The sequence below is a fragment of the Bacillota bacterium genome (assembly GCA_040754315.1).
Classification (GTDB): Bacteria; Bacillota; Sulfobacillia; order DUSP01; family JBFMCS01; genus JBFMCS01.
The window spans coordinates 1-24,520 of the sequence record JBFMCS010000038.1 but is presented as its reverse complement, the minus strand read 5'-3'; the positions used below and the strand labels follow the sequence as shown (position 1 = coordinate 24,520).

The window sequence follows — 24,520 nt, the reverse complement described above, 5'->3', positions numbered from 1 at the left end:
AGTGAATCCTGGGCCGGGAAGGCGTGACTCACCAAGGATAGGTGTTGTCAAAACATGAGGGAACATGGGGACACACCTGATAACAAGACCCTGGGGGAACAATCCCCCAGGGCGCTGATGGCAGTGGGATTCTCACCGTGGTGACCATGTGCCCAGCAGGTTCCTCCTGGGCCTTCTAGCGGTGCCTCAAGGCTTCAACCGGCTGCAGCCCAGAGGCCAGCCACGCCGGGTAAACCCCGAAGGCTATCCCGACAACGAGCGCTAGCGTGAAGGCTACCAGGGCAACCGGGACCGTTATGACGGCCTCGAGAGCGTAAAAGCCAATGACCCTTACAATCACATTGCCGAGTATTAACCCCAGTACCCCGCCGAGGGCACTCAAGAGGAAGGCTTCCATCAAGAACTGTGACAGGAGGTCTGATCGCTTGGCGCCCACAGCCTTTCGAAGGCCGATCTCCGCCGTGCGTTCTGTCACGGACACCAGCATGATGTTCATGATGCCAATACCGCCAACCAGTAATGAGACGGCGGCAATGCCTCCTAGGAGGAGACTGAGGATCCTGTTGGCCCGGTCTGCCTCTTTGAGCATCTGGTTAAGACTCGTTACCGTGACCATTTCGTTGATGTCCTTCTCGGGCAGCAGGGAACCGCCGGGGAGTTCCTCTCCGGGCGGCACAGGCGTCTCCATAACCACAGACTTCTCTATGGGTATGGGCTCCTGTTCTGGCATGTCTTCGGGAAGACCGGGGTCCCCTTCCCCATCGCCGGAAGGGACTATCTTATCAAGGCCGATCTCCCGGCGGAATATCCTGCTGAGCTGCGCCATGGCCAGGTCAGCCTCTCCGGCAGAAGCGGCCTTTCCCCAGACCTCCTGTACGTTCCGCGTCCCTGACAGCTGCTGCGCCACAGTATATGGTACGACTATCATGTTGTCGATGCCCTCGGCGCTTCCCTCTCCCTTTGGCGCCAGGACACCGATTATGCGGAAGCTGCGGCCGCCCAGTGTCAATGAGTGATCCACGGGATCTCTCCCGCCCAGCAGGCTTAGCCCGTAGTTGTACCCCACCACAGCCACTCTCGAACGCTGCTGCACGTGGAGGTTGGAGAAGAAGCGGCCCGAGATCACCTCGTGGTCGCGAATTACGGGGAATTGCCCGTTCACTCCCAGGATGCCAGCGCTTCCCCTGACCCGTCTCCAGCGTATGCTGGTCTCAGCCCGGACCACAGGGGTGGCGTACTCCAGACTGGGGACCCTCTCTACCAGTTCCCCGGCGAGTTCCTCACGAAAGGTCACGGAGGCATCTTCCGCCCTCATGATGATGACATTCTCACCCAGGCTCCCTATCTGGCGCACGATGGCCTGGCGGGCTCCCTCACCAATGGCCATCAGGCTCACCACTGAGCCGACCCCGATCACCACGCTCAGGACTGTCAGCCAAGAACGCAGGCGGTTTGACAAGACTCCGCGCCATGCCACCTGGGCACAGGAAGCCAATCTTACGCTTGCGGCCTGCAAAGAGGCTTCTGGTAACACGAGGGCTCCTCCTCCCGCTTAGAACGGCCCACCCCACAACCGCAGGGTTACTTCTGGAACAGGGTGTCAGGGGCCCCCTGGCTCGGAAGGAGGTCACGGCTGCTTCCGGTCACAACCACTTGACCCTCCTCCAAACCACTCCTAACTTCTGCCTCGTACTCACCCATCAGGCCGATCTGGACTGGAGCAACTCGTGCCGTGCCGTCACTCTCCAGGACCTCCACGAAGTAATCCCTTCCCTCCTGGAATATGGCCTCCAGGGGCACCAGGAGCACGTCCTTGGCATTCCCTGCCTCAATGTAGGCCTCGGCCTGCATGCCCGGGCGAACCTGCGAACTCCCCTGGACCTCGATCCACACGTCAAAGTACGCTACCCCGCTCATGTCCTTGCCCGAGGTGGAAACGTTCATTACCCTGCCTGCGAATTCCTCTCCAGGGAGGGCGTCCAGCCGGACTTGGACTGAGGCGCCGGGCTGCACGTGCAGCACATCCACATCGTCAACCTGCACGTACATCTGCATCCTGGCAGGATCATAGATGCTCCCCAGCCATTGCCAGGGTTCTATCTGCTGGCCTGTGCTCACCTGCATCTGAGCTACAGTCCCGTCCATCGGCGATGTAACCGTCAGTTCATCCGTGAAGGACCTGAGCGCCTGGAGCTGGGTCTCCAGCTGCTTGATCTGCTCGAGGTCCTGTTCGATGGCACGCTGGGTCTCCTCACCCGAGAGTGACGCGACCATGTCTCCTGCCTTGACCAGCTCCATTTCCTGCAGGTACACCTTGCTAACGATGCCGGTGGCGGTGCTGATAAGGAGCTCTTCCTTGCCATAGCTGTCCACCGTAGCGGAGTAGCGAAGCCATGTCGCCTTAGCGGCGACGCCCGCAAGGTCCAAGCCTTCATCTCCGGCCGGCCAGATCCCTATGTCCGCCCTCATGCCGGTCTGTATCAACCCGGGGTTCGTGCCTTCAAGGGTCACCCAGTAGATGAACTGCACGCGATCCTCGCCACTACCAAAGGACTGGCCAGAGGGCTCCAGGAGGCTGCTCGTCTTCTCCGGCACAGGGTTGGGGTTGACCTTCACAGCGATGGCCTCCACTGCCCCATCAAAGTCGGCAAATCGCACGATCATCTTGTCGCCCTGCTTTACCTTGCTGAACTCCCATGGGGTGAGTTTTGCCGTCATCACCCAGCGGGAGTCATCCACAATCCGGGCAACGGGTTTCCCTTGTTCAAGGGACGTGCCCTCAGATATTTCAAGGCCCGTGATCCTGCCGTCTATGGGGGCCCTGAGGGTGATACCCCTGGCAGGGTTGACCTCATGGATCTGCGCTATGGGAATGCCCAGGCGCTCGGCAAGGTTCTCTCGCTTCTGCTGCAGCTCGTCTTCGATCTGCCGGACCCTGGGCTCCACCTGGTCTGCGGCGAGCCTGAGCAAGGGCTGCCCCATGACCACGGGATCGCCGTCCTTCACGAAGATCTCAGTAACACGGAAACTCCATGCGAATTCAAAGGGCATTGGTCCCCTGGGGTAAGGGGTATTGATGGAGCCCCCATGACTGGGGTTCAGGACGCCCCGGGCGGTTACACCCACTGTCAGGTCCCCACGCAGCACCTCCGCTGTGGCGTAACTAATCCCCTGATCATCGGCACGCGCTGGGAGGACCTTGCGGTAGGCGTATATGCCCCCGCTGGTGACGAGGATAATGACCGTCAAGATGCCAAGAACTCGCCGAGTCATAAACGCTCCCCCTGTTCTTCGCTGCTGACCTGTCTACCTATTTCCTCCCATGGGGATACCGTAGCTGCCTCCTCCTTCTCAAGAAGCCCGTCTCTCATGTGAAGGACCCTCCACCCATACTGGGCGATCAAGGGATCGTGGGTAACCTGGATGATCGTAATCCCCTTGTCCCGGTTAAGGTTCTGGAATATCGACATTAGCTCCCGGCTGGTCCGAGTGTCAAGGTTACCCGTGGGTTCATCCGCCAGGATCACCGCGGGTTCTGCCACCAGTGCCCGGGCGATGGCCACTCGCTGTTGTTCCCCGCCTGACAGCTCCACGGGGCGGTGGTTAGCGCGATCACCTAGGCCCACAGCCTCCAGGGAATCCCGGGTGCGGCGCAGCCTCTCCGAGTAGGGTAGCCCACGGTAGACCAGGGGCAATTCAACGTTTTCCCTGGCAGTGAAGTTGGGCAGTAGGTGGAAGGACTGGAACACGAAACCGAAGAAGTGGTTACGGATACCGGCCAGCTCACCTTCGCCCAGGCGAGTCACATCTTGCCCAGAGAGGTTGAAGGCTCCCTTGGTCGGGCGGTCAAGGCAGCCAATAACGTTCAGTAACGTGGACTTGCCCGATCCAGAGGGTCCCATGATGGAGACGAACTCCCCGCTGTCAATGGAGATGGTCATGCCGCGCAGTGCATGCACATCTACCTTCCCGATCTGGTAGACTCGGTGAATGTCCATGAGTTCTATGAGAGCCATTCTACCCCTCCAGCTAGAGGCTTGAAGCGCCGGGTCAGGACAAGGCCCCACAAGTAATATGCCATCCTAGTTTAATGACGTGGATCCCAGTGGAGAAGTTCGCCGGGAGAACCGGAAAAACCCTAGAAATCTCGCCAGTAGAGGAAACAGCACGTGCTTTGAGTTTCATGCACCGCAGTGCCCGCCAGGGCAACACGCATCTCCCGGTCCTAGACCATACCGGTTGACTAGGCGCCAGGCTTCCTCCATTATCTCTCGAGCGAGTCTCTGGGGCTCTAGCACCGTTGCCTCACCGCCAAAGCCCAGTACCCATCTCTTGAACTCCCCCCATCCATCCACCTCGAAGGACGCCACTAGGCAGCCGTCTTCCTCCATCTTTACCTGCTGGCTTGGGTGCCACTGCCTTTCCTGAATGTAACGAGCCACCTGAGGGGAGAACCTGACCCTTGCCTTGAACGGCTCGCCGCGCTCAATCCTCCACGACTTGCCGAAGTAGGCCTCCAGGGAGAACCCCTCCGGTATTTCGAAGGTCTCCTCTTGGAAGCCCAAGGAGGACATCCGGTCCACCGCAAAGGTCCTTACCTCTTTCCTGGTATGGCAGTAGCCCACCAGGTACCAGGCAGACTGGGAGTAGCGCAGGTGATAGGGGTCGATCAGCCGGGTAGTCTCCTTCCGGGCCGAAGCAGAGTAGTACCTCACCGTTATGGTCCTCCGCTCCTGGATGGCCCCGCTGATCCTGGCGCACGTCTCCTCGAGACTCAATGGGTCTCCTCTCAGCGCTGGGATGCCAAAGGAAATGATCTGGTCTATCTGCTCAGCCTTCTCCGGCACAGCGGACGGGAGCAGGCCTGCCAGTTTCTCCATGGCACGGCGGCACAGGTCGTGCCCGGGAAATGCACTGACCTCCCCCATGAGCCTGTGCGCGACGAACATGGCGATGAACTCCCCTTCGGTGAGCCTCATGTCAGGGGAGTCCAGGCAGAAGTCCGGGTCCTCGTAGATGTAGCCGCGCCTCTTGCGGTCAAATGCGATGGGTGCCCCAAAGAAGTCGCGAAGAACCTCTATGTCCCTTTCTACAGTGCGCTTGCTGACTTCCAGGTCCCTCACCAGATCCACCATGGACGGGCACGAACCGGACTTGAGCAGCCAGTGAAGGCGCCAGATCCTGGTCACGACGTGTCGTTCTGGAGGTTTCAGCCTGACCGCCCCCTCCCGCTGGGGTTTCTCCCACTCTCTTTTTTCTACAGGAATGCAAATCCCTTCCTGAGTCACTTGGGTGCGGCCATTTGGACAAGGATTCTTCACGTTAAGAGGTTATTGTCAAATGTGGTTTATGCCGAGGCCTATGGCCTCATGCTCCCAGCCCCTCACGGGGGCGCCTATGCTGCCATAGAGCGCTACGGCTATCCACTCCCCCTCTTCCTCGTCGCTGGCGCCCTTCGGCCCCCTCACCACCACGAACCTCAGACCCACTGTCCGCAGTATGGACCCCAGCGCCAGGTTCCCGCGGCACACACCACACAGGCCCTCCAGGACAGCGTGATACAGGGCATGCTCCTCGCGGTAGCGCCCTGTGGTGAGAGACTCGCGTTTGGCGGCGGTCTCGATCGCGGCCACCACCTTCCCCAGCTCCATTGAGCCCACCCTTCCCTCGACCACCGCATACCCCTGTCTCCGAGCCTCGGCTACGCCGTTCTTCACCTCATCCTCGTCCAGGCATGCCCGGACTGCTATGCGGCCTATGCTCTCCAGAGTCATCGCCCCCCGTACTGTCCCTTGTGGGGAATCCTGCACAGTCTTGCCCGGCGGTCTATCCTTTCGCCGGTCTAGGGATAATCCCCTTGCGGCCAAAGCCCTGAATCCTTGGGGGCGCGTGTCCCCAAGTGGAAGCCCCCAAGCCGTGCCTGGGGGCTGGTGTGCTTTCAGGGAATGCCCTGGATCAGTGACTCCTCACTATCTCCTTGATCTTCATCAGACGTGAGGCATTTGAGCGCTCCATCTCAGCGAGTCTCATGGTTATCATCTTCACGGCATCCCCCAGCTGGGGTATGAGAACGTGCTCCAGTGCGTTAACCCTCCGCCTGGTCTTTTCTATCTCACCAGCAAGAAGGGCAACGGAGTGCTCTATCTCCGCAAGCCTTAGGAGTGATGGCAGGAGGTCGTCCAGGACAGCTAGGGCGGTATCGAGTTCGCCCGATGTGGACACATAGCCGTACGGGTGGACTCGACCCTCCCTTTCAAAGGAAAGGCGAGGTACCGCCACACTCATGAGCATCCGCTGCCCCGTCTCCAGGCTCAGCCGGGCACTGGGAGCGGAGAGCGCCAAGTCAAAGGCGTCGCCCCCCATGGCCCCCCGGGCCATGGTGACATCTCCGTAGAATGACGCCAGGTCCCTCTCTACCCGTTCTCTTAGCGTCTTGTTCTCCTTGACCATTTCCAAGAAAAGCCGCATGAGCTCGTCTCGCTTGTCCTTGAGGAGCTTGTGCCCCCTTCGGGCCATCTTGAGGCGGTTTTTCAGCTTTAGAAGCTCCATGCGGGTGGCATTCACCCTGATCTGCATCGAAAAGCCCCCGTCAATCAGTGTTGGGCATGTACTTCTCCACGTGCTCGTCCCTGACTCTCTTGAGCTCCGCGCGCGGTAGAATGCTCATGAGTCGCCACCCTATGTCCAGGGTCTGCTGTATGGTCCTGCCCTCGGTCTCTGACTGCCGGACGAACTCATCCTCGAACCTCTCCGCGAACTTGAGGAACTTCTTGTCCACGGGTGTCAAGGCTGCCTCGCCCAGAACCACCGCCAGCTCCCGGGCCTCCTTGCCCCGGTCATACGCGGCTGACAGCTGGTTCAGGACCCCAGCGTGATCCTCCCTGGTCTTGCCCGGGCCAATACCCTTGTCCTTCAGACGAGAGAGGGAAAGGGAGACGTTTATCGGGGGATATATGCCCTTGTTATGCAACTCCCGGGACAGGAGCACCTGTCCCTCCGTGATGTAACCGGTTAAGTCCGGTATGGGGTGGGTCTTGTCATCCTCAGGCATGGTGAGGATGGGCATCTGGGTGATGGACCCAGGCTTTCCCCTGATCCTGCCTGCCCTTTCGTATATGAGTGCCAGGTCCGTGTACATGTAACCCGGGTAGCCGCGGCGACCGGGCACCTCCTTGCGGGCAGCGGAGACCTCCCGGAGCGCCTCGCAGTAGTTGGTCATGTCCGTTAGGATCACCAGGACATGCATGCCCTTCTGAAAAGCCAGGTATTCCGCGGTGGTCAGGGCCATCCTGGGTGTGGCCACTCGCTCAATGACGGGGTCGTTCGCCAGGTTCATGAACAGGACAGCCCTGTCGATGGCACCCGTCTTCCGGAAGTCCGTTATGAAGTAGTCGGCCTCCTCGAAGGTGATCCCCATGGCGGCAAACACCACGGCGAACTTCTCCTGGGTGCCGAGCACCTTGGCCTGCCGGGCAACCTGAGCGGCCATCTGTGGATGGGGAAGCCCAGCGCCGGAGAAGATGGGGAGTTTCTGCCCGCGAACAATGGGGTTCATGCAGTCGATGGCGGATATCCCTGTCTGGATGAACTCAGAAGGGTATGCCCTGGCAAAGGGATTAATGGGGTTACCGTTGATGTCCAGGCGCTCCTCGGGAATGATCCTCGGGCCCCCGTCAATGGGGTGCCCAAAGCCATCGAATACACGCCCCAGCATTTCATCGGACACACCCAGCTCAATGACCTTCCCGAGGAAGCGGACCTTGCTCCTGCGCACGTCCAGCGCAGAGGTACCCTCAAAGAGCTGGACCAACGCCTTCCCTTCCTCGGCCTCCAGCACCTTTCCCCGCCTGATGACATTCCCCGGGAGCTCTACCTCCACCAGTTCGTCAAAGTGGACTTCATCTACCCCGTCCACCAGCATCAGTGGGCCAGTTATGTCCCTTATGGTCATGTATTCCTTAAGCACCGTCCACTCCCCCACTCACCGATTTGCCGTCGAGGCAGTCACCTTGCCCACGGCCTGCCGGATCTCCCCCTCAAGGCTGCTGAACCTGTCCATCTCGCGTTCAGGGATGAACTTCGCCCTGGCGATATCTTCCCTTACCTCCAGTTCCAGCAGCTCTTGGAGGGGCGCCTCCTTTGCCAAGGCCTCCCTGCACTGGTCGTGAAAGAAGAGAATGAGCCCGAGAAGCCGGTACTGCTTCTCCAGGGAAGTGTACGTATCCAACTCGTGAAAGGCGTTCTGGTACAGGAAATCCTCCCTGATGGACTTCGCTGTCTCCAGGTCGAGCCTCTGCTGGACTGACAGGGCATCCACACCTACCAGCCGCACGATCTCTTCCAGCTCCGCCTCTTCCTGCAAAAGAGCCATGGCCCTTGTCCTGAGACCCGGGAACTCCGGGTGAACGTGGGTCCTGGAGTATTCCTGTAACTTGTCTACATAGAGACTGTAGCTGGTAAGCCAGTTGATGGCAGGGAAGTGCTTGCGCTGGGCTAGCCTGTCATCAAGGCCCCAGAAGACCTTCACGATGCGTAGGGTGGCCTGGGTCACTGGCTCGGAAAGGTCGCCACCGGGCGGGGAAACGGCCCCCACAGCGGTGATGGCCCCCTCCCTGTTATCTTGGCCCAGGCATTCCACGTAACCGGCTCGCTCGTAGAACTCGGCTGCCCTGGACCCCAGGTAGGCCGGGTAGCCCTCCTCGCCAGGCATCTCCTCGAGGCGCCCGGATATCTCCCGGATAGCCTCAGCCCACCGGGAGGTGGAATCGGCCATTAGGGCCACCCTGTAGCCCATGTCCCTGAAGTGCTCGGCTATGGTCATTCCCGTGTAGATGCAGGCCTCCCGGGCGGCCACCGGCATATTGGATGTGTTGGCCACCAGCACCGTGCGCTCCATCAGAGGCTCACCTGACTTGGGATCCTTCAGCTCGGGGAACTCCAGGAGCACGTCGGTCATCTCGTTGCCCCGCTCACCGCACCCGATGAACACTATAATCTCAGAATCGGCCCACTTGGCCAGCTGGTGCTGCACCACCGTCTTGCCGCTTCCAAACGGCCCCGGGATACAGGCGGTTCCTCCCTTGGCGATGGGGAAGAAGGTGTCAATGACCCGCTGGCCAGTTGACATGGGTTCGGTGGGAGACCTCTTCGCCTTGTAGGGACGGGGCCTCCGGACCGGCCAGCGCTGCATCATGGTAACGTCCCTGGCTTCACTTGTCCCTTGAACCTCCAGGCGAGCCACCACATCCACTACGGTGGCCTCTCCTAGATGAATGTGTGTCACGGTGGCGGCCCGGATGTCCGGAGGCACCATGATCCTGTGCTCTACCAAAACGGTTTCCTGGACTGTCCCCAGGATGTCTCCAGCCTGAACCTGATCTCCCTCCTTGACACGAGGACGGAAGTTCCACTTGGCCTCCCGGTCAAGGCCAGGGATGTCAATCCCCCTGGTAATGTAGTCGCCTACCTGGGCATTAATGACATCCAGGGGCCGCTGGATGCCATCATAGATGGACCCTACCAGGCCCGGGCCCAGCTCCACGCTCAGGGGCTGCCCTGTGCTAATTACAGGTTCCCCGGGACCCAAGCCTGACGTTTCCTCGTAAACCTGGATGGACGCCTTGTCACCCCTGAGTTCGATGACCTCGCCTATCAGGCGGCGGTTTCCAACCCTCATAACGTCATACATCCTGGCCCCGGCGACCCCCTGGGCTATCACCAACGGACCTGCCACACGGATGATGCGGCCAGCCCCGTTCTCCTTCGCCGCCAGATCCATCATCGTTCCTCTCCCTTGAAAAGAATGTCTGCGCCAATGGCCTTTTCCACGATGTCCTTGAGACGGGCGAAACCAACCCCCCGGGAACCCTGGGGGCCCGGGATGATTCCCACCACAGGCAGTGTGCGCTCCCTCAAGGACTTGACCTGCTCCTCCAGTTCAGCCGCTAGATCCTCGGTGATGTAGACAAGACCGTAGTCCCCTCGGGCTACATCCCTGAGGGCTTCGGCAGCCTCCCCGGGGCCTTTCACCTGGAAGGTGTCAAAGCCAAGGGCGGCAAAGACCCCAACGGTACTGTTATCAGCAATGATTGCTACTGCCCTAGACATTTGTATCACGTAACCTTTCCCTGATCTGGGACCCCGCCTTACCAGCCTCTTTGCCAGCGAGGATCAGGCGAACATTCTTCACTTCGGTCTCCTTCCGGACAATGTACCTGGCCACTACCCCAATCCCCAGTGACGCGTACTTGACCTCTCCCAAGAGACCTATGAGGTACTCGTCGGTACCCCGCTCCAGTGGACCGAAGGTCTTGCCCTGGAGGTAGCCCTGGACTCCCCGGGCAGCCACGGCGGCCAGGGGGTGGGCACCAAAGGCTGAGGGGATCTCCTCCCAAGGCGCGGGGAATACACGGCTGTATGTGGCCAGGGGAAGTGTGCCGCCCTCAGCCATGTACTTCAGGGCATCCACATCCTCCCGGGCCTTTCCCCGGAGGAGGATGCTGAGATTCGCTGTATCCACAGTACCCTCGAAGTACCCTACCAGGGTCGAGCTCCCTGTGTCCCGGGCGAGCCTGACCTGGAGGGACAAAAGATGCCTGTCCAAAAGGGCATCCAAGGTGGAGGCATCGCAGGACACTGCGGCCGCGGCAGCCTCCATGACCGCCTCCCTTACGCCGGGCGGCAGGCTTTCATAGCGCCCGGCCTCAAGGTCCTCCAGGATGCTCCCTGCCACCCACGGGGCTCCCACCGTGAAAGTCCCACTGGCTCCGGGCAAGGCCCGGCGGAAGTGCGCCCGGATGTGCTGGAATAGGTGCCTGAGTCCGAAGACCTCCAGTGCGCTTCTTTCAGGCACGATCGCGAAAACCAGGTAATAGAGGCGCTGGATCTCCATGGCCAGAGCAGCATCGGCTCCCTCTTCCACGGAATAGCCGCTGTCACTCAGGTACTTCAGGGCTTCCTCGACGCTGGGGGCATCAATGAGACGCTGCAGGCGAGGCAAGTCCAGTATCTTCGCTTCCAGGGCGTTAAGCCTGCCGGAAGCGAAGGCATATGTCTCCTCGTTCAATGATAGTCCCGGCAACGCCATCCCTCCACTAGCCCTCGCCGAATAGCACACCAGCCACCTCGGCCTCCAGCTCCTCCCTCACACTCCCCAGGGCACTGTCGAAGGACATGTTTATCTCCACCCTGTCCCCCGCCAAGATTAGCCCGCCGGAGATCTCCCGGGTCTCAGGGGAAAGCCTGAGGCGCCCAGGCCGGTTTACTATCTCTAGCGCGCGATTGCCCTCTCTTACCAGCTCTTCTCCCAGCGCATCACGGTCGCGGCGGGAGAGGATTACCTCTTCGGTTCCGCTGGCGCTTGCTACCAGCATTCCCTTGAGCAGTTCCAGGTATTGGGACTTCGGGAGACCTGCAAGGGACCGGAGGGCCTCGGAAAAGGCGTTCTCCATTACCTTCTGCTTTGCTGCCAGGAGGCGCTTGCGGCCCTCGAGCCTTGCCAGGGTGACAATACGTTCATGCCTTGCCTTGGCATCATCCTGCCCGCGTTGCTCCAAGACCTTGGCCTCGTTCTCGGCCGTTTCGCGCGCCTTGTCCAGCATGGCTTCGCTCTTTTCCCTGGCGTCCCTCAGGATCTCGTCCCGCTCACCATCTACCTCCTTGGAGATATGCTCCAGGATGCTATCCAGCGACATAGGACCAACCCCTCGCGTGTTATACCTGGATGCCGTTGAGGAGAAGAAGGGTTGCCAGGAGACCGAGAACGGCATAGGTTTCAACCATGGCCGCCAGGATCAATCCCTTTCCTGACTCCTCCGGGCGCTTGGCCGTCATGCCTATGGCTGCCGCCGACACCCTGCCCTGGGCAATCCCTGAGGTGAGCCCTGTCAGGGCCACTGGCATGCAGGCGAAGAAGAACTGCCACCCCTGGTCCACGCTGAGACTGGGGATGGCGCCCGTGAAGAAGCCTAGCTGGTTCATGACGAGAAAAGCGCCTATAAGTCCGTAGAACCCTTGCGTACCGGGAAGGGCCTGGAGAAGGAGAAGCTTGCCGAACTTGTCGGGATCCTCCGCGGTGACACCCGCTGCGGCCTCACCGGCAATGCCCACACCCACGGCGGAACCCGTGCCCGCCAGGAGCACCGCCACTGCCGCCCCCAGTACGGCCAGGGCCATCCCACCCGCAAGAGCCGCGGCCAGCGTCATTCCGAAAACCGTCAGGCCTAGAAAGCCTAGTGCCGTTCCGATGGTGATACCCAACATCCTAGATTCCCTCCATTCTGGTGACGCCCCGGTGGGCGCCCAAACTCCCGCTATCCCTTTACTGCCGTGAACCTGCCCTCCTTGCGGAATGGCCTGAAGGTCTTCCCGCCACCCTCAAAGAACTTGGTGAAGAACTCAACGAACTGCAGCCTCCCTGAGTGGATGAAACTCCCCAGGGTACTCACCAGCAGGTTGAAGGAGTGCCCCCCCGCCATTATCAGGATGGACAGCACGATACCCACCACAGGAATGCCCTGGGGCAGCTGGGCTATCTGGTTTACCACCATGGCTATGACCCCGGTAGCCAGCCCCAGGGCCAGCAAGCGGGCGTACGAGAGAACATCTCCCACATAACCCACCACCCCATACAGGCCCAGTACTGCCGAGAAGGGCTTCAGGAGGAGACTCTTCTGCCGCCGTCCCGCGGCAAACATGACCAGAAGCGCGCCGGCAATAACGAGGTAGCGCCCTAGGCCAGTGCCCAGCAGCTGTCCCTCAAAGGCGAAAAACGCCACGGAAGCGATGAAGATCAACCAGGAGCCTTGGTCCAAGAGCCCCTCTAGCACCCTGCCCTCCCGGATGTCGATGACCATTTTCACCAGTATGCCAAACCAGACCTGGAGCACCCCCATCCCCAGGGCCAATCCCAGCACTGCCAGGGGGTTCCTCAAGGGATCGAAAAGGGTGATCCGGGCACTCAAGGCCTTTAGCGCCTCAAAGGGGAGGATCTGCACAGCGTTGCCAAACCAGCTCCCCGTAAGGGCTCCGAATACCACTGTGGAGACACCTCCCAGGGCCAGGAGGCGGAACAGGCGCTTGCCACCCTCGGGGATATCCATCTTCTTCAGCATGTACAGGCAAAGCAGGGTGAGTACCAGCCCGTACCCGCCGTCACTCAAGGAAAGGCCAAAGAAAACGAAGAAGAAGGGTGCCAGGAGAGGCGTGGGGTCTACCTCCCCGTAGCGCGGGTTCCCGTAAAGGTTGGTAACCACCTCGAAGGGCTGTATGAGGGCGGGATTTTCCAGTACCACCGGGGGGTCGTCCCCCTCTCCAGGGTCCTCTGAAAGGATACTCACCCTGGAGCCCAGGTCCCTAAAGGCATGCTCGAGCTGGGGCATGTGCTTTGCCCTCACCCAGCCCCTTATGACGAACGCCCTCTGGGTGTGGGTGAAGAGTTCCGTAGCCCCCGCCCTCTCTGCCTGGAAAACCAGGTTATCGTGGAGGGCTCTCAGGTTTGTTGTCTCCTCCAGCATCCCATGGGCCTTCTTGCGTATCTGCTCCTCCTCGATGTCTAGGTGGCGAATCTCTTCAGTGGCCCTATCCACCAGCTGCTGAGGGGTTCCCCTCAGTCCCTCGAAGGATGCCCGGGTAATCTGGGAACGCTCCAGTAGGTCCCTGGCTTCCGGGTGGCCGGCCAAGAGGAAGATGGCCACATAGGTGCGGCTGCCCTCCTGGGAGACCTTCTCAACGTGCATGGGAAGGGTGAGGGAGGCTTCGGCCAGAGCGACAACATCCTTATTTGCCATCCAGCCTAGCGCCAGGCACACCCTGTCCTGGGCCTCCAGGCTCTCCACGGGCACGTTCAGCCCCAGCCAGGGGCTAAGGCAGGTCACGGTGTCTTGGAGTTGCTGCCTCCGGTGGCCTATCTCTGCAAGCCTGGCCTCACCGGCCAGGCAGTCCTTTACTATTCCTTCTTCATCGTAGGTGCTCGTGATCAGGTCAAACTCCTCGGGTGTGACGGGGTCTTTCACTGTCACGAAGGTTTCCACGAGGCCTTTCCTCCTGGACGTGAAACCCTCCAGGTACTTCAAGGCCCCGGTCAACCTGTCCAAGCGGTCCCGCGCCACGGATAGGGGCATCCCCCGTTGCAGATCTTCCCCCACATCCACGAGTTCAAGGACGCCAAGGTCCTGGAGACGGCATGTAACCTCTTCCCGCAGGGAGAGACAGGCTGCCAAGGCCACCTTCTTCATCCTAGATACCGCCATACTGTCTCACTATCCTTTCCCGGACTAGCTCAACAGCCTGAGCCATGCGGCTCTCGGCGGCCTTCACTGCGGCCCTTGCCTGCTCCTCCCCTTCATCCAGTATGAGTCGTGCCTCCAGCTCAGCCTGTTCCTCGGCCCGTTCCGCCATCCCCTGGACCTTCCGAAGGGCCTTCTCCTTGAGGTCCCGGGTTGTCTCGGCGGCCTCACGCGAAGCGGATGACAGCATTGCCTCGGCCTCTGAACGTGCGCTCCTAAGCATCTCCTCAGCCTCGGATTCGGCCCCGCGAATGCGCTGAACGATGGCCTCAATCATGGTCCCACCACCTGCCGGGATTTGAGCTAACAAACAGTGCCTTTTCGACAAGGGATCGTTGAATCCTTCATCGATCCACATCTAACAACCTCGGGCTCAGTGACGGCTCCTTCTGACATCCTCTTCGAAGGCCTTCAAGGTGCGAAAGGCATTCCACAGGCCTCCAGAAAGTCCAAGCAGTAGCATGACGGTGACGAACACTGGTGATGTGCCTGCTTTCCTGTCAAGGTAGATCCCTATGAGAACTGACCCGAAGGCCGAGGCAACGAAACCCAATCCCAGCTGGAATACCAGGCCCAGGTACCGTAGGGAGCGGGCATCCTTCAACGCGCTCACCTCTTCTAGGGGCGGAATTCCTCGGGAGGCGGGGCCATCCTGAAGTAGTGGGCGAGGGCCTGAGCGATGCGCTGGGAGGCCCTGCCATCCCCGTATGGGTTTGAGGTGCGCTTCATCCTCTGGTACACGGCTGAGTCCGCCAGCAACTGGCCAACCTCCTGGACGATGCGGTCCCTGTCAGTTCCCACCAGGCGGACGGTGCCCGATTCCAGCGCCTCAGGCCTTTCCGTGACATCCCGGCACAGGAGTACCGGCGTGCCCAGGGAGGGGGCTTCTTCCTGGATTCCCCCGGAATCCGTCACCACAAGGTATGCATGGGCCAGGAGATTGCACCATTCAGGATAGGGCAGGGGGTCCACCAGGATGACCCTCTCCTGGCCAGAAAGCACGGAGTGAGCCACATCCGCCACTTCTGGGTTCCGGTGGACGGAAAACACCACTGTGACACCGGGTGTATCCCGTGCTATCTTGCCCACCGCCTCGCAGATACACCTCATGCGCTCCCCGAAGTTCTCCCTCCTGTGGCAGTCAACCAGCACCATCCGGGAGTCCCCAACTTCATCCAGGACAGGCAGGTGCCGGCTGCCGGACTCCTTTACTGTGAGAAGGAGCGCATCAATGGCACTGTTCCCTGTCACGTAGACCCTGGCTGGGTCGATTCCCTCCGTGATGAGGTTGTCCCTGGCCCAAGCCGTAGGGGCAAAGTGAAGGTCCGCAACGACCCCTGCCAAGCGCCGGCTCATCTCTTCAGGGTATGGGGCGTACTTATCCCCGGTACGGAGGCCTGCCTCCACGTGGCCCACGGGAACCCGGTGGAAGAAAGCAGCCAAGGCCCCGGCAAAGGTGGTAATGGTGTCCCCTTGAACTAGACAGATGTCTGGCTTCTCCTGCAAGAGCACCGCATCCAGCCCCTCGAGCGCCCTGAGGGTCACACCGGTCAGGGTCTGTCTTGGAGACATTATATCCAGATCGTGATGAACATTGATGTGGAAATGGTCTATTACCTGGTCCAGCATTTCCCTGTGCTGGGCGGTAACGGCCACACGCACTAAGAAGAACTGGGACCACGCCTCCAGTTCCCTGATTACCGGGGCCATCTTGATGGCCTCAGGGCGAGTGCCAAAAACCACAAGAACCTTGACTCTCATCCTACCGACCTTCACATCTATGCTTGTCTTTGTCATCACGCAGGCCTAGCAGGCCTGCTCTCAGTCCCACCAGGTATAGAGCTATGAAGACCACCGGCAGGGCTCCCACCGCCGCCTGGGGGTTGGATATCAGGAGGAGGGCGGAACCGCTCAAACAGGCACTGATGCTGTACATCACAAGACACGCACGCCTCTGGGTGAGACCCCTCTCCAGGAGCCGGTGATGCAGGTGCCCCCGGTCGGCCTCGGATATGGAACGGCCGTTGGCAACGCGCCTCACGATGGCGAAGGCCGTATCGAATATGGGCAGGCCCAACGTGAGCACGGGAACAGCCAGAGCCAGGGTTGCAGCACTCTTCAGGGTGCCCTCTACCGCCACCGCAGCCAGCGTGAAGCCTAGGAACATGGCTCCTGAGTCACCCATGAATATCTTAGCCGGGTTGAAGTTGTAGGGAAGAAAACCCAGCGTGCTGCCAGCCAGTGCAGCCGCCAGGATCATGACATGGGTCTGCCCCGCCTTGAATGCCACCATCAACAGAGTGAGGGAGGCTATGGTGGATATGCCCGCAGCCAAGCCGTCAAGCCCGTCAACCAAGTTCATCACGTTTACCATGGCCACCATCCAAAGCACCGTAAGGGGGATACCCCAGGCTCCCAGGAGTATGTAACCACCGGTTAACGGGTTTGTGACGAAGATGATCCTCAGGTCAAAGAACAGTGCCACCAGCACTGCAATGACTACTTGTCCAAAGAGTTTCAGCCTGGGTGAGAGTGTCTTGAAGTCATCGATTGTCCCGAGGAGCACCATGGCTAGACCGCCCAGCAACACGCCCCATGTCTCCAGCACAGGTGCCCGTCCCCATAAGAGGGCGGACGCAACGAATGCCATGAAGATGGCCAGCCCCCCCATGTGGGGGACAGGCCTAGAGTGTATGCTCCGGGATACGGGTCTCACCAGTGCGCCGGTCTTCAGGGCAAGCCACCCAATGATAGGGGTGACGGCGATACTGACCAGCAGGGCGAAGAGCAACGCCCTGACAAAAGTGGGCACGGGGCACTACCCCCCGTCGGTATTACTGGTAACGCCAACATTGTATATCCTATGTAAACTTCTGTCAACCACACGTGCTGGCCCATCTGGCCCAGTACTGGCCCAACCGGGTATACATCCGCGAAGAAAGGGAGCAGGGCCCTGCTGCCTCCGTGGCCCGGCACCGTGCCTGGAGTCTGTGATCGGAAGGACTCACCAGTGGCTCCCGCTCCCGGCTGGCAGTGACAGCCAGCTCAATTGGCCCTGAGGCGAGACGCCCGCACCCTGGGCCCTTCCCCTGCACACCGTATTATGTCTCCAATTAAGGCTACTCACTGCCTGCCCAGGAACGCAAGACACTGTTACGAGATCATGGGGATGAGTAGACTCTGCTAGGTACACCCCAAGGAGCACATCTAGGCGACACTACAGGACACGGCTGGCTTTAGGGTGGCTCTTTATTGTGTTAGGGTTTGATGACGGGAAGGCTCCGCTCGACGCGTGCCGTTTACCACCGGGATCCTGGGCGCGAATATAACTTGCAGCCCTAGCCTCACAGCCCCTCATCTATCTTCAGGTATTCCTTGTCTACCAGTTTCCGTATGTGCTGGCTCAGCGTCTCCTCAACTGTCACTCCATGCTGTTCCTCCAGGACAAACATCATGGTGACTGCTGTCTGGGCGACATCCAAGAGCTCCCGGGCCACCCCCCTGGCCAGGGCCCTTTCGGCCTCTTGAGTCTTTCCTTCAGATGACCGGTCATAGCCCCGGAAACGTCCTATGGCAGCACCCAGCTCGCCCGCTTCCTCCATGAGCTTCAGCGCTGTGGATTCCAGCGTTGGCCTCAGGTTGTTGAGGCGGGGAAGCGCGATGGTCTTGCTGTCCGGCCTCTTCATCTACCTGCTTCCTCCCGCTCTATCCTGGAGCACTCAACCCCTGCCTCCTGCAGCATCTGCCTGGCAAGGGTGTCCGGGTATTCCTTCATGTATACCACCCTGCGCAGCCCCGCGTTGATTATCATCTTGGCGCAGGTGATGCAGGGCTCTGTAGTGGTGTACAAGGTGGCCCCCTCCACACTGAACCCATAGAGGGATGCCTGGATTATCGCGTTCTGCTCCCCGTGAAGCCCCCTGCAGAGCTCCTGGCGCTCACCCGAGGGTATCTGAAGCCTCTCCCTGAGGCAGCCCACCTCGAGACAGTGAGCCATGCCCGAGGGTGCCCCGTTATAGCCTGTGGCGAGTATACGCTTGTCCTTGACGATGATGGCCCCCACGTGGCGCCTGAGGCAGGTCGACCTCTTCGCCACGACCTGGGCAACCTCCATGAAGTACTCATCCCAACCGGGTCTCTGGTCGCTTGTCATGGCCACACCTCTACTTGGTCCCAAATAGCCTATCCCCGGCATCGCCAAGGCCAGGGAGTATGTAACCGTGAGAGTTCAGTTCCCTGTCCAGTGCAGCAGTGAATATCTCCACATCGGGATGGCGTTGCTCCACCACGGCAACACCCTCAGGAGCGGCAATGATGCACACCACCTTGATGGCCCCGGCACCGTGTTTCTCTAGAAGGTCTAGCGCCCGTACCATCGAGCCCCCGGTAGCGAGCATGGGATCCACCAGTAAGACCTCTCGTTCGGCCAAGTCCCCGGGGAGATTGCAGTAGTACTCCTGGGGCTTCAGCGTATCCGGGTCACGGTACAGCCCAATGTGCCCGACCTTCGCCATGGGAACCAGCCTGAGAATGCCATCCACCATCCCAAGGCCCGCCCTGAGAATGGCCACTACCGCCACCTTCTTGCCACTGACAACGTGGCACTGAGTGGCCTCCAGGGGGGTCCGGACGCTTACGGGGGTCAAAGGCATCTTACGCGTAACCTCGTAGGCGAGAAGCATGCTGAGTTCTGACACCAGTTCCCTGAATTCCTTGACACCAGTACCCGCGTTCCTCAGGTAGGCCACCTTGTGCTGGACAAGGGGATGCTCCACAACCTGGACTCTGGCCGGCTCTCCCATGTCTACTCCCCCTGTCTTTACGGCATGGCTGCCTTGTGCGGGCCGGCCGCGGCCATGCCCTAGCTACTGGTCTCGCAGGTCGTCCAATTGTGTAACCTTCTTGACACGGGATACATGCCGGCCCCCGGAGAAACCCGTTCCCAGCCACGTCTCCAGTATCTCCAGGGCAAGGCCGGGGCCAATGACCCTGGCCCCCATACAGAGGACATTGGCATCGTTGTGTTCCCGCGTGACCCTTGCAGAGAACACATCATGGCAGAGGGCAGCGCGCACACCACGAACCTTGTTTGCTGCAATGGACATCCCTATCCCTGTGCCGCATATCAGCACTCCCCGGTCTGCCTCCCCCGTGGCAACCGCCCGTGCCACTGGGAGGGCGATATCGGGGTAGTCCACGCTCTCGCAGCAAGAGGTTCCATAGTCCAGAACCTGTACCCCTTTCTCACGCAAACGCTCCTTGAACACCTGCTTCATTTCAAACCCGGCGTGGTCTGCCCCCAGGGCCACTCTCACGTCATCTTCACCCCCCTGGACCAGTCTCCCCAGCCAGGATATCAACCAGCCGCTCAAGGGCACTTCTGATTTCCTGAGCGGTTCTCCTGTATGTCTCTGCATCAGAACTCCAGGGATCCTGGACGTCACCGGATAACCCCACGTACTCCCGGAGGACATGGGTCTTGCCCCGTGCCTCGGGGAACTGCTGCAGGACCCTGTCTCTCTGCTCTGCTGTCATGGTGATGATGAGGTCGGCCCAGTCCACCATGTCCCACTGCAGGCGCCTGGCCCTGTGGCCTGACAAGTCCAGTCCCATCTCCGCCACAGCCGAAACGGCGCCGGCAGTCGCCGGTGTGCCGTCAAAGGCGGATACGCCAGCGGAGACCAGCGTGTAGCCTGCCAGCCCTCTTTCCTGGAGGATCCGCTCCAGTATCACCTGAGCCATGCTGCTTCGGCAGGTGTTCCCGGTACATACCAGGAGAACCACGCGGGAAGCGCCTGCGTTACACCTTCGGGTGGCAGCCTTCCTCAGCCGGTTCATCACAGCCAGACCCATTCCGGATGTCACCATACCCTCAGCAACTATCATGTCAGGGCATGAGGCATCAATTTGGCGCAGGGCTGCGAAGAGCTGGGAAGCCACCTCGTCTGGCCTGTCCCAGCTACCCATGGTCACTACCTGAAAGGCATCATACGAGTGGGCAGTCTCGCGGTGGGCGAGCACACCTACCTTGAGCCCCTTTGCGTGCAAGTCCCTGAGGATCTTCTTTATCCTGGCCACCTGGGCCTCTCTGGGTCCCTCCACCAGCCAGAGCTCCGCCCTGGGCGCGTAGTGGCGGTACTTCATCCCGGGGGATGCGGGCACACCCCAGTAGCCGGCACCGCCCTCCAGTATCCCGGGCGCCACCTCTACTTCCCCCAGGAACTCCTGGAGCGCCTCCCTGGTGACTCCGCCGGGCCGCAGGATCACAGGGACTTGACCGGTGAGATCCAGGACCGTCGACTCCACCCCCACCCCGGCCGGGCCCCCGTCCACAACAGCGTCAATTCTCCCGTCGAGGTCATCAAGGACGTGACGGGCCGTGGTAGGGCTGGGACGACCAGAGAGGTTGGCGCTGGGAGCAGCCACGGGCACGCTAGCCCTGGCTATGAGCTCCAGGGCCACCCTGTGCCTGGGCATTCTGACCGCAACGGTGTCCAGGCCTGATGACACCACAGGGGGCACCCTGGAACTCCTGTTGAATATGAGTGTGAGGGGCCCTGGCCAGAAGCGTTCGATGAGACGGGCGTGGACCGGCTTGACCTGCTGCACAAGCGGCTCCACATCGCCGGGAGAAGATACATGGACTATGGTTGGGTTGTCGGCGGGCCGTCCCTTGGCCTCATACATCCTGTGAATGGCCCGGGCGTCTCTAGCCGCCGCGCCAAGCCCGTAGACTGTCTCTGTGGGAAAGGCCACCAGCCCACCGTCCCGGAGCAGCCTGGCAGGCTCGTCCAGCTCAGGCCCAGGATTCAATGGATCGGTCATGAAGAGACGGGTCTTCACCTTGTACATGAGATCAATCTCTCCTTGCCACAAGAACTCGCGGCCTGTGCGAGTAGTCGTTCACCACACGGACTCCTTGGAACTCCCCGGTGCTCTCCAGGTAGTCTTGAGCCAGGGCGGCCTCGCCAGGGGCCACCTCAAGGATAAGGTAGCCGCCGGTCTTAATCTTGCCCGGCGCCTGGTCAAGAAGCCTTCTGACCAGATCAAGCCCGTCAGGTCCCCCATCCAATGCCAGCCTTGGTTCGTACTGCACCTCTGGCTGGATCCCTTCCAGATCCCCTGTGGCTACGTAGGGGAGGTTGGCCAGGATGAGGTCTGCCTTGAGAACCACTGGTGCCAGCAGGTCCCCTTGAAGGAACACGATATCAATTCCGTGGGCCTTTGCGTTATTCCTGGCAACATCCAGGGCCCCCAGGGATATGTCGGTTGCATACACACGGGCACAGGGACAGTAGTAGGCAACGGATACGGCGATTGCCCCGCTCCCCGTGCCAACGTCTACGACCACGGGGCCTTCCCTGAACTGGGCAAGCCGCAACGCCTCCTCTACCAGGATTTCCGTTTCCGGCCGAGGTATTAGCACGCGCTGGTCCACGCGGAAGGCCAGGGACATGAATTCCTGTGTCCCGGTGAGGTACTGGAGGGGAATACGGTGGGCCCTCTCCTCCAGCACCCCCCAGAAGTGAGAGAGCCGGGGCTCGGACAGCCATCCACCATCCACCCACAGGCGGTAGGGGTCCGCCTGGGTCACACTACCCAGCAGCAGGAGGGCATCCCTGGCGGGATCCTCAACCCCCCCATCGCTGAGAAGGTCCCTCCCTTTGGCCAGGGCTTCCCGCACGCTCAGGGTTTCGCTCATGCCTTACCCTCCGCCATCTGAAGCCTGGCAGACTCGTCCGCAGCCATGAGGGCATCGATTATGGCCAGGATATCGCCGTCCAGGACGCTGTCAAGCCTGTGCAGTGTCAGCCCTATCCTGTGGTCGGTGACCCTGGCCTGCGGGAAGTTGTACGTCCGTATCCTCTCGGAACGGTCGCCTGTACCGACCTGGGAACGGCGGGCTTCGGCTTGTTCCTGGTGCTGAGCCTCTTCGGCCATGTGGAGTAGCCTGGCCCTGAGCACCCTCATGGCCTTGTCCCGGTTCTTGTGCTGGGACTTCTCATCCTGGCACGTAACCACAAGCCCGGTGGGAAGGTGGGTAATCCGGATTGCTGAGTATGTTGTGTTGACGCTCTGACCCCCTGGCCCGCTGGAACAGTAGGTATCTATCCTAAGGTCCTCAGGATCGATATCGACGTCTACCTCTTCTGCCTCGGGCAACACCGCCACAGTGGCAGCTGATGTATGGATCCTGCCGCTTGACTCCGTGACTGGAATGCGTTGTACCCTGTGGACACCGCTCTCGTACTTGAGGCGGCTGTATGCCCCCTTGCCTTCCACGACAAAGACTATTTCCTTGATGCCGCCAATGTCCGTCATATTGGCGGTCATGACCTCCGTCCTCCATCCCGAACGCTCTGCGTAGCGCACGTACATGCGATAAAGGTCCGAAGCGAAGAGCCCCGCCTCGTTGCCTCCCGTCCCCGCCCGGATCTCCATAACTACGTTCTTGTCATCATTGGGGTCCCGGGGAAGCAGCATGACCCTGAGCTCCCGCTGAAGGCAATCCCGGCGGTCCGCCAGGGCCTCTATCTCCTCTTCCACCATGGCCCGGAAATCGGCGTCGGCCCCTTTCAAGAGGTACTTGGCCTCCTGGATTTCCTCGATGACCTTCTTGTACTCGCGATACTTCAAGACCATATCCTCCAGGTGGGAGATTTCCCTGGCATAAGCCTGGATCTCCGAGGAACTCTTCTCAGTAGCGGGATCGGCCAGGAGGCGTGAGAGCTCGTCATATCGCTCCTCTGCCACGCGTAACCGGTCATCCATCAATCCCACCCCCTTGATGCTCCTCCATTAGGCCTGAGAGGGCCGCGAGCGCAACTTCGACTTGGCCAGTATCGGGTTCTCTTGTGGTCAGGGACTGGAGCCACATCCCGGGCGCCAGCACCCACCGTAACGGTGAGCCAGGGCGGATCCGGCCAGACAGCTTGATGATCTCATAGGCCACTCCCGATACTACTGGGAGCATGGCTATGCGTAACAGGATGCGCTGGATCACGCCGGGCCAGCCAAAGAAGGAGAACAGGAAGATGCTAACCACCGCCACCAGGAGGAGGAAACTCGTCCCGCAGCGGGGGTGCAGCCGGGGGTACTTGGCCGCCGTTGTCACGTCCATGGAGCCGCCGTCTTCCAGGGCATTGATCACCTTGTGCTCAGCGCCATGGTACTCCAGGACTCGCTGTATGTCCTTCATACGGGATATTGTTACTATGTAGCCTACGACAAAGGCAACCCTTATGAGCCCCTCTGCCACGTTCAGCCAGAGAGTCCGGGCAGGGAAGAACTGGCGCAGAAAGGACGCCACCAAGGTAGGGGCCACCATGAACAAGCCCACAGCCAGGGCTACTGCGACTAAAACAGCCAGCACCATGTCCCGGGTGGATACCTCTTCGTCTTCTCCCAGTGCCGCGTTGGCCGAGTACAGCAGCGCATGCACGCCCAGGGAGACCGTCTCCGCCAGGGCAACGGGACCTCTCACAAAGGGCCAGCCCAGGAAGGGCCAGCGCTTGGTCCAGGGCACCCGGTCCTCCCGGCGGGTGACGATGTCCCCGTTGGGGCCCCTGACAGCTATGTTGAATCCCTCCGGTCCCCGGATCATCACACCTTCAATGACGGCTTGGCCACCGTAGTTCTTGATGCTCACCAGAACACCGCCCTTTACAAAAAGCAGAGCCCTGGGGCTCTGCTCTTGTTCAATGCCATTGTGGGTTAGTCCGTCATTCCGTACTTGGTCTTGAACTTCTCCACACGGCCTCCCGTGTCAATGATCTTCTGAACCCCAGTGAAGAATGGGTGGCAACGGGAGCAAATCTCTACCTTAAGGTCCTTCTTGGTGGAACCGGTGCCATAGGATGCGCCGCAGGCGCAAGTAACTGTGGTCCTCACGTACTTTGGGTGTATGTCCTTCTTCAACTGCGTCACCTCGTCTAAAAAAATCCCGTGTCATCTCGAACGCTATTAATTATAGCAGACGGCGTGGCGCTTGTGAACCTCCCGCAATCACTCACCTATAATGCTACCCACTCCCACCGGAGACCTTCACTCCCAATCTAAGCGTGCCGGGCGTACGCGAAGCCAGGGGGAGGGAGATAGATCTCCCTCCCCCCGAGTTTAACAGAACAGTAGTTTGATTTTGCGAAGAAACTCTTTGAAAAGCCGCGTTAAATCGCGGTTTTTTGCTTGCGCTACGCTTGCTTTGATGGTATAATTAGACAGACTGATAAGACGCA

General features: G+C 60.3%; 26 protein-coding genes. All 26 read right to left on the bottom strand.

What is annotated here, in order from left to right; all coding sequences use genetic code 11:
• Positions 1-175: 175 nt before the first annotated feature.
• Positions 176-1,459: an ABC transporter permease gene (locus AB1576_07610; protein MEW6081627.1), complete on the bottom strand. Its 1,284-nt coding sequence runs from the start codon at positions 1,457-1,459 to the stop codon at positions 176-178.
• Positions 1,460-1,581: 122 nt separating this feature from the next.
• On the bottom strand, positions 1,582-3,273 hold the full coding sequence (locus AB1576_07605; protein MEW6081626.1) for an efflux RND transporter periplasmic adaptor subunit: 1,692 nt from the start codon (positions 3,271-3,273) through the stop codon (positions 1,582-1,584).
• On the bottom strand, positions 3,270-4,016 hold the full coding sequence (locus tag AB1576_07600; protein ID MEW6081625.1) for an ABC transporter ATP-binding protein: 747 nt from the start codon (positions 4,014-4,016) through the stop codon (positions 3,270-3,272). Before AB1576_07600 ends, AB1576_07605 begins: the two co-directional genes overlap by 4 nt.
• A gap of 165 nt (positions 4,017-4,181) precedes the next feature.
• On the bottom strand, positions 4,182-5,189 hold the full coding sequence (locus tag AB1576_07595; GenBank protein ID MEW6081624.1) for a WYL domain-containing transcriptional regulator: 1,008 nt from the start codon (positions 5,187-5,189) through the stop codon (positions 4,182-4,184).
• A gap of 147 nt (positions 5,190-5,336) precedes the next feature.
• Positions 5,337-5,774: a HutP family protein gene (locus AB1576_07590; GenBank protein MEW6081623.1), complete on the bottom strand. Its 438-nt coding sequence runs from the start codon at positions 5,772-5,774 to the stop codon at positions 5,337-5,339.
• 181 nt (positions 5,775-5,955) lie between these two features.
• Positions 5,956-6,576, bottom strand: a complete 621-nt coding sequence (locus tag AB1576_07585) for a V-type ATP synthase subunit D (protein ID MEW6081622.1) — start codon at positions 6,574-6,576, stop codon at positions 5,956-5,958.
• 13 nt (positions 6,577-6,589) lie between these two features.
• Positions 6,590-7,966 (bottom strand): V-type ATP synthase subunit B, encoded by a 1,377-nt coding sequence (locus AB1576_07580; GenBank protein MEW6081621.1) that lies wholly within the window; start codon positions 7,964-7,966, stop codon positions 6,590-6,592.
• A gap of 15 nt (positions 7,967-7,981) precedes the next feature.
• A complete protein-coding gene (locus AB1576_07575; protein ID MEW6081620.1) occupies positions 7,982-9,778 on the bottom strand; it encodes a V-type ATP synthase subunit A in 1,797 nt (598 codons plus the stop codon).
• Positions 9,778-10,107, bottom strand: coding sequence for a V-type ATP synthase subunit F (locus tag AB1576_07570; protein ID MEW6081619.1), 330 nt, complete (start codon positions 10,105-10,107; stop codon positions 9,778-9,780). The genes AB1576_07575 and AB1576_07570 overlap by 1 nt, the downstream gene beginning before the upstream one ends.
• Positions 10,100-11,080: a V-type ATPase subunit gene (locus AB1576_07565; protein ID MEW6081618.1), complete on the bottom strand. Its 981-nt coding sequence runs from the start codon at positions 11,078-11,080 to the stop codon at positions 10,100-10,102. The genes AB1576_07570 and AB1576_07565 overlap by 8 nt, the downstream gene beginning before the upstream one ends.
• A gap of 13 nt (positions 11,081-11,093) precedes the next feature.
• The gene (locus AB1576_07560; GenBank protein MEW6081617.1) at positions 11,094-11,693 is read right to left on the bottom strand and encodes a V-type ATP synthase subunit E; all 600 of its coding nucleotides are present in this window, start codon (positions 11,691-11,693) and stop codon (positions 11,094-11,096) included.
• Positions 11,694-11,712: 19 nt separating this feature from the next.
• On the bottom strand, positions 11,713-12,204 hold the full coding sequence (locus tag AB1576_07555) for a V-type ATP synthase subunit K (GenBank protein ID MEW6081616.1): 492 nt from the start codon (positions 12,202-12,204) through the stop codon (positions 11,713-11,715).
• A gap of 107 nt (positions 12,205-12,311) precedes the next feature.
• On the bottom strand, positions 12,312-14,234 hold the full coding sequence (locus AB1576_07550) for a V-type ATP synthase subunit I (protein MEW6081615.1): 1,923 nt from the start codon (positions 14,232-14,234) through the stop codon (positions 12,312-12,314).
• 1 nt (position 14,235) lies between these two features.
• The gene (locus tag AB1576_07545; GenBank protein MEW6081614.1) at positions 14,236-14,562 is read right to left on the bottom strand and encodes a hypothetical protein; all 327 of its coding nucleotides are present in this window, start codon (positions 14,560-14,562) and stop codon (positions 14,236-14,238) included.
• A gap of 96 nt (positions 14,563-14,658) precedes the next feature.
• Entirely contained in the window at positions 14,659-14,889 is a 231-nt protein-coding gene (locus AB1576_07540) for an AtpZ/AtpI family protein (protein MEW6081613.1), read from the bottom strand.
• Positions 14,890-14,903: 14 nt separating this feature from the next.
• Positions 14,904-16,046, bottom strand: coding sequence for a UDP-N-acetylglucosamine 2-epimerase (non-hydrolyzing) (wecB, locus tag AB1576_07535; protein ID MEW6081612.1), 1,143 nt, complete (start codon positions 16,044-16,046; stop codon positions 14,904-14,906).
• A 1-nt stretch (position 16,047) separates the two neighbouring features.
• Positions 16,048-17,097: an MraY family glycosyltransferase gene (locus AB1576_07530; protein MEW6081611.1), complete on the bottom strand. Its 1,050-nt coding sequence runs from the start codon at positions 17,095-17,097 to the stop codon at positions 16,048-16,050.
• A gap of 532 nt (positions 17,098-17,629) precedes the next feature.
• Positions 17,630-17,971, bottom strand: coding sequence for a MazG-like family protein (locus tag AB1576_07525; GenBank protein MEW6081610.1), 342 nt, complete (start codon positions 17,969-17,971; stop codon positions 17,630-17,632).
• Positions 17,968-18,438 carry a dCMP deaminase family protein gene (locus tag AB1576_07520; protein MEW6081609.1) on the bottom strand — a complete coding sequence of 157 codons (471 nt, stop codon included), beginning with the start codon at positions 18,436-18,438 and terminating at the stop codon, positions 17,968-17,970. The genes AB1576_07525 and AB1576_07520 overlap by 4 nt, the downstream gene beginning before the upstream one ends.
• 10 nt (positions 18,439-18,448) lie before the next feature.
• Positions 18,449-19,087, bottom strand: coding sequence for a uracil phosphoribosyltransferase (gene upp / locus AB1576_07515; GenBank protein MEW6081608.1), 639 nt, complete (start codon positions 19,085-19,087; stop codon positions 18,449-18,451).
• A 63-nt stretch (positions 19,088-19,150) separates the two neighbouring features.
• Positions 19,151-19,600, bottom strand: a complete 450-nt coding sequence (gene rpiB / locus AB1576_07510; protein MEW6081607.1) for a ribose 5-phosphate isomerase B — start codon at positions 19,598-19,600, stop codon at positions 19,151-19,153.
• 7 nt (positions 19,601-19,607) lie between these two features.
• Positions 19,608-21,137 (bottom strand): L-threonylcarbamoyladenylate synthase, encoded by a 1,530-nt coding sequence (locus AB1576_07505; protein ID MEW6081606.1) that lies wholly within the window; start codon positions 21,135-21,137, stop codon positions 19,608-19,610.
• A gap of 4 nt (positions 21,138-21,141) precedes the next feature.
• A complete protein-coding gene (prmC, locus tag AB1576_07500; GenBank protein MEW6081605.1) occupies positions 21,142-21,987 on the bottom strand; it encodes a peptide chain release factor N(5)-glutamine methyltransferase in 846 nt (281 codons plus the stop codon).
• The gene (prfA, locus tag AB1576_07495) at positions 21,984-23,057 is read right to left on the bottom strand and encodes a peptide chain release factor 1 (GenBank protein ID MEW6081604.1); all 1,074 of its coding nucleotides are present in this window, start codon (positions 23,055-23,057) and stop codon (positions 21,984-21,986) included. The genes prmC and prfA overlap by 4 nt, the downstream gene beginning before the upstream one ends.
• Positions 23,050-23,934: a DUF1385 domain-containing protein gene (locus AB1576_07490; GenBank protein MEW6081603.1), complete on the bottom strand. Its 885-nt coding sequence runs from the start codon at positions 23,932-23,934 to the stop codon at positions 23,050-23,052. The genes prfA and AB1576_07490 overlap by 8 nt, the downstream gene beginning before the upstream one ends.
• 65 nt (positions 23,935-23,999) lie before the next feature.
• Positions 24,000-24,203, bottom strand: a complete 204-nt coding sequence (gene rpmE / locus AB1576_07485; protein ID MEW6081602.1) for a 50S ribosomal protein L31 — start codon at positions 24,201-24,203, stop codon at positions 24,000-24,002.
• Positions 24,204-24,520: the final 317 nt, after the last annotated feature.

What these genes read in the sequence shown, in the direction of transcription:
- wecB (MEW6081612.1), bottom strand. Translation starts at nt 16,046, where the DNA reads ATGAGAGTCAAGGTTCTTGTGGTTTTTGGCACTCGCCCTGAGGCCATC.
- prfA (MEW6081604.1), bottom strand. Translation starts at nt 23,057, where the DNA reads ATGGATGACCGGTTACGCGTGGCAGAGGAGCGATATGACGAGCTCTCA.
- AB1576_07585 (MEW6081622.1), bottom strand. Translation starts at nt 6,576, where the DNA reads ATGCAGATCAGGGTGAATGCCACCCGCATGGAGCTTCTAAAGCTGAAA.
- AB1576_07590 (MEW6081623.1), bottom strand. Translation starts at nt 5,774, where the DNA reads ATGACTCTGGAGAGCATAGGCCGCATAGCAGTCCGGGCATGCCTGGAC.
- AB1576_07605 (MEW6081626.1), bottom strand. Translation starts at nt 3,273, where the DNA reads ATGACTCGGCGAGTTCTTGGCATCTTGACGGTCATTATCCTCGTCACC.
- AB1576_07545 (MEW6081614.1), bottom strand. Translation starts at nt 14,562, where the DNA reads ATGATTGAGGCCATCGTTCAGCGCATTCGCGGGGCCGAATCCGAGGCT.
- AB1576_07525 (MEW6081610.1), bottom strand. Translation starts at nt 17,971, where the DNA reads ATGAAGAGGCCGGACAGCAAGACCATCGCGCTTCCCCGCCTCAACAAC.
- AB1576_07520 (MEW6081609.1), bottom strand. Translation starts at nt 18,438, where the DNA reads ATGACAAGCGACCAGAGACCCGGTTGGGATGAGTACTTCATGGAGGTT.
- prmC (MEW6081605.1), bottom strand. Translation starts at nt 21,987, where the DNA reads ATGAGCGAAACCCTGAGCGTGCGGGAAGCCCTGGCCAAAGGGAGGGAC.
- AB1576_07560 (MEW6081617.1), bottom strand. Translation starts at nt 11,693, where the DNA reads ATGTCGCTGGATAGCATCCTGGAGCATATCTCCAAGGAGGTAGATGGT.
- AB1576_07505 (MEW6081606.1), bottom strand. Translation starts at nt 21,137, where the DNA reads ATGTACAAGGTGAAGACCCGTCTCTTCATGACCGATCCATTGAATCCT.
- AB1576_07575 (MEW6081620.1), bottom strand. Translation starts at nt 9,778, where the DNA reads ATGGATCTGGCGGCGAAGGAGAACGGGGCTGGCCGCATCATCCGTGTG.
- upp (MEW6081608.1), bottom strand. Translation starts at nt 19,087, where the DNA reads ATGGGAGAGCCGGCCAGAGTCCAGGTTGTGGAGCATCCCCTTGTCCAG.
- AB1576_07550 (MEW6081615.1), bottom strand. Translation starts at nt 14,234, where the DNA reads ATGAAGAAGGTGGCCTTGGCAGCCTGTCTCTCCCTGCGGGAAGAGGTT.
- AB1576_07600 (MEW6081625.1), bottom strand. Translation starts at nt 4,016, where the DNA reads ATGGCTCTCATAGAACTCATGGACATTCACCGAGTCTACCAGATCGGG.
- AB1576_07570 (MEW6081619.1), bottom strand. Translation starts at nt 10,107, where the DNA reads ATGTCTAGGGCAGTAGCAATCATTGCTGATAACAGTACCGTTGGGGTC.
- AB1576_07555 (MEW6081616.1), bottom strand. Translation starts at nt 12,204, where the DNA reads ATGACGCTGGCCGCGGCTCTTGCGGGTGGGATGGCCCTGGCCGTACTG.